Here is a 3,949-nt window from a genome sequence, read left to right as displayed (position 1 = left end):
ATTTTATGAATATGGACAGGGGTCTGCTGTTCGATATGCTCCTTTCAAGAATTGATTCCCTTGCATCCGGAGGGAGGCTCCCTATAGGATTCGACTATGATACTGTCCTGTTTCTCCTCCGTCAGATAGTGTTTCTGGACCCGACCAAAGGTTGCCGTATAAAAGGTTCTCTCTCGGACTGGAGGGGCCTTCCTGATTCAAAGAGCCTTTTCAAGTCCGAGCCCGGCTGCGGTCTCCCCATCGGCAACCTCACCTCTCAGCTGTTCAGCAACGTGTATCTCAACGTGCTGGACCAGTACGTAAAGAGAAACCTCAGATTCCGTCATTACGGAAGATATGTGGATGACTTTTACATCATAGACTCCTCACGCAACAGGCTTTCCGCGGCAATCCCGCTTGTTGCGGATTTCCTGCACAGCCGGCTGCACCTCAATCTGAATTACCGTAAGGTGAAGATTATTCCGGTGGAGGAGGGAGTCCCGTTTCTCGGAGCGGTGGTTTCTCCCGATGGCAGGCATCTCAATCGAAGAAGCATCCGCAGGATAGAACGCCGCAGAATGGATTCCCTGTGCTGCGAACGGAATCCCTTTGCCCTTGAGGCCATAGTGAATTCATATTCGGGATATCTGGGACACTTCAATGTAAATCTTAGTGTCATCAGCCCACGAGAACCTTGTCTATGTTGCGTGTGGCGGAGCTGAAGTTGATGCCTATGCGGATTATCCGCTGGTCCTCCACGGCAAAGGGCAGGGTGTAGTTCTTGTCTGATATCTGCGCCAGAGCCTCCTCGGCAGTGCCGTTGAGCTTGAATTCAAGGACGTAGCAGAACTTCGGGGTCTTCACCACCATGTCTATGCGGCCCTCGCTGGTGCGGTATTCGGCCTGAGTGTAGAAGCCCATCAGCTTGAAAAGCAGCCAGATTACATTGCGGTAATGGGTTTCCATATTGCGGATTATCTCGTAAGGGGTATCGGCGAAAAGGGAGCGGATACGCTTTATGAACTGCTCCGTGTTGCCGGCTTCCACGTCCCTGACGAAGTTGCCAATCTGGAACGGTGTACGATTCTCTTTCCGGTGTATATAGTTGGGCATCAGATATTTGGTGAAGCCCTCCTCTACTTCGGCGTTGGGAAACCCCAGAGTGTATGTCTGGAAACGGGAATCAAATCCCTTGATTGTGAGGTATCCGCTCTGATAGATTACAGGTATGGGATTGTTCGAAGTCGAATCGATGCTGTTCAGCTCGTCGGCATCGGCCTTCACGCGCGACATCTCCTCAAGGTCGTAGTCGCGCTCCTGAAGGAGCTGCACGAGATATGTCGGAGTGCCAGTCTCGAACCAGTATGCCTTGAACTCTTTTTGTTTCAGACAATTCAGCAGGCTGAACGGGTTATAGACACCCTCGCCCTTTTGATGGAAATGGTAACCGTCGTACTGTTCTCGAAGTTTCGCCACGGCTTCATCCTTCGTTATATCATTATTCAATGCAAGCTGCCCGATATGACCGTCGAAGTTTGAGAGCATCTCCTTTTCAGTGATGCCGCAGATGTCGCTGTATTCGAGAGACATCGATATGTCTTCAAGATTGTTCAAATCGCTGAACACGCTCACCTTCCCGAACTTGGTCACGCCTGTGAGTAGCGCGAACTTGATGCAGCCGTCCATCGACTTGAGTGCGCCGTAGAAGCCCTTGAGAGTGGTGCGGTAGGCATCCTGAAGCTCCGGGTTGCCAATGGCCTGGAGCATGGGCTTGTCGTACTCGTCCACCAGAATCACCACCTTGCGGCCTGTTTTTTCGAAAGCGCGGGCGATGATGCCCTCGAACCTCGTACCAAGCGTGGTCTCCTTCTCATCTCTGCCATATTCCTTCTCCATATTTGACAGGAAAAGATCGAGTTTCGAAGTCAGCCTTTCCGGACTGTCATACTGTTCGGTATTCAAATCCAGATGCAGCACCGGATGCTCTATCCACTCCTTCTCCAGTCTCTCTATTGCCAGCCCCTCAAAGAGATCCTTCCTGCCGCTGAAGTAGGAATGAATTGTGCTCATCAGCAGGCTCTTCCCGAAACGCCTCGGGCGGGAGAGGAAATAGTAGCATCCGCTGCTCACAAGCCTGTATATGAGCTCGGTCTTGTCAACGTATAAATAATTCCCTTCCCTGAGCTTCTCAAAGTTCTGTATGCCGATTGGCAGATTCTGCAGTGTGTTCCGTGCTTCCATAAGCTACAAAGTTAACTTACAGTTTCCACAAATGCAAGGCTCATCACCTGCTGCGAAGCCGACTATGCCTCCAAATAAGAAGAAGCCGGCCAAAAATTACATTTTGGTCGGCTTCGTATTTTCCAAAAACCTAATTTTAACCTATGAAAAAACTCATTATGCTTTGAAAATTTGCAAAAATCGTGCCAAACTTTCTATTCTTGCACAATATTATTGAAATTTTTATTAATTTTTCAAGGATTCAGCTGCGGCGCAGAGAGCCTCATAGAACTCCTGGCCAAAGCGGGCTATAATAGGTTCCTTAAGGAATTTGTAAACCGGGATTCCAAGCCTTTCCCCTTTTGCAAAAGCGTCCTTGCAGATTTTCCATCTATGTAGATTAAGAGCAAGAGTGCCGCCTCTCATCTGAGCCACCCTTATGGGGTAGAGTCTGCATGAGATAGGTTTTATGAATGAAGCACTGCATCCGCCACTTGACCTTATACCCATTTCAACGGCGCAGAGGCAGTTGCCCATCTCATCAAAACGCGCATAGGCGCATTCGCGGTTATGTATAAGAGGGGTCACAAAATCTCCGTCTCCATCTACAGTGGCAAATCCCTGATTGTTCAGCACAGCCTTCCCCTCAGGGCCAAGAAGTTCTTCATAAAGAGGATAGGCATCTTCCAGGAATGTTTCCTCATCTTCAAGCAGAGGAGCGCCGCTGTCTCCTTCAACGCAGCAGATACCTTTGCATTTTTCGTAATCGCAGGCAAAGCATACTGTGAGTATGTCGGAACTCACTAGAATACCGTCTATGTCAAAGATGAAGTGCTGTGATTTTTCCATTTGCTTCTATGAATTAAGGTCTTCCAGACCGGCAGGCACTATGATTGTTATTGTGCGCTCGTCTTCGTTAACATCCAGAAGCAGATCTTCGTTCACCGGTGTAACAAAACTTCCGGAACCCTTTCTGCTGATTTTCAGGCAAGGATTCATTGGAATGTCAAGAAAATCGGATACAATGCCTATTTCAGCGCCTTTTTCATCAAGTGCGGTGAAACCAACAAGGCCCTGTGATTCGTTTTCTTCAGCAAGTTCCATATAAATCTTTGTGCCTACAAGTTCCTCTGCATATGAAAGGTCATTTACGGTGGTGAACTTCAGGATTGCTCCGTTGCTTCCTCTGAAATTGAGTTTTTCAATATAGAATGGAACAGGAAGATTCTCAAAGTTTATGAACATAGGCAGATTGCAGCCTTCTTCCAGCATGTCAAAAAGTGAATCTGGTGCATCAGTAGTGAACTTCACCAGAATCTCGCCGACTGTACCAAAGGCTTTTGATACCGTGGCAACGCAAACGGCGCCGTGAAGCACGCCATGGTTGGCATCTAAGGTCTTTGCTGTTCTGTTCTTTTTGGTTCTTGCCATTGGTGTCAATATCTTTTGGTGCTGCCAAAGCTCTGCCAGCACTTGGCAAAAGTATGTAAATATTCATTGAATGCCAAAGATTTTTCTGCTACAATTTTCGGAGAACGGGTTGTCTTCTCAAGCGAATTTCACGTAAATCTGTAGCGGAAGATTCACATTATTGGCGTAACAATTCGCATTATGTGAGGAGTTTTATTAACTTTGTGTGTGCTCAACTGAAAAATACAATGTCGAAGAAACAATTGAATAGACTCAAGGTCGTTCTGGCCGAGAAGAACAAGACAGGAATCTGGCTGGCCCAGCAACTGGGGAAAGACCG

General features: G+C 47.8%; 4 protein-coding genes and 1 pseudogene. 2 read left to right on the top strand and 3 right to left on the bottom strand.

Annotation, left to right across the window (positions count from 1 at the left end; genetic code table 11):
- Positions 1-701: RNA-directed DNA polymerase (locus tag AC06L3_RS01855; protein WP_475668929.1), on the top strand; the 701-nt coding region annotated here is incomplete at its 5' end.
- On the opposite strand, the gene AC06L3_RS01850 is transcribed toward AC06L3_RS01855, so the two are convergent.
- The 3 genes from AC06L3_RS01850 to AC06L3_RS01840 form a co-directional block, all read right to left on the bottom strand.
- On the bottom strand, positions 658-2,220 hold the full coding sequence (locus AC06L3_RS01850; protein WP_475668928.1) for an ATP-binding protein: 1,563 nt from the start codon (positions 2,218-2,220) through the stop codon (positions 658-660). The genes AC06L3_RS01855 and AC06L3_RS01850 overlap by 44 nt on opposite strands.
- A 225-nt stretch (positions 2,221-2,445) precedes the next feature.
- Entirely contained in the window at positions 2,446-3,048 is a 603-nt protein-coding gene (locus AC06L3_RS01845; protein ID WP_475668927.1) for a DUF3109 family protein, read from the bottom strand.
- Positions 3,049-3,054: 6 nt separating this feature from the next.
- Positions 3,055-3,630 carry a ribosome maturation factor RimM gene (locus tag AC06L3_RS01840; RefSeq protein ID WP_475668926.1) on the bottom strand — a complete coding sequence of 192 codons (576 nt, stop codon included), beginning with the start codon at positions 3,628-3,630 and terminating at the stop codon, positions 3,055-3,057.
- A 227-nt stretch (positions 3,631-3,857) separates the two neighbouring features.
- Here AC06L3_RS01840 and AC06L3_RS01835 point away from each other — a divergent pair.
- Positions 3,858-3,949: pseudogene (locus AC06L3_RS01835) on the top strand (transcriptional regulator); the annotation flags it as partial.

The sequence above is a fragment of the Candidatus Egerieousia sp. genome, assembly GCF_056211015.1.
The sequence above is the reverse complement of the archived record's forward strand: the minus strand, read 5'-3'. Positions and strand labels throughout refer to the sequence as shown.

Coding starts and splice junctions, on each gene's coding strand:
- AC06L3_RS01850 (WP_475668928.1), bottom strand. CDS start 2,220: ATGGAAGCACGGAACACACTGCAGAATCTGCCAATCGGCATACAGAAC.
- AC06L3_RS01845 (WP_475668927.1), bottom strand. CDS start 3,048: ATGGAAAAATCACAGCACTTCATCTTTGACATAGACGGTATTCTAGTG.
- AC06L3_RS01840 (WP_475668926.1), bottom strand. CDS start 3,630: ATGGCAAGAACCAAAAAGAACAGAACAGCAAAGACCTTAGATGCCAAC.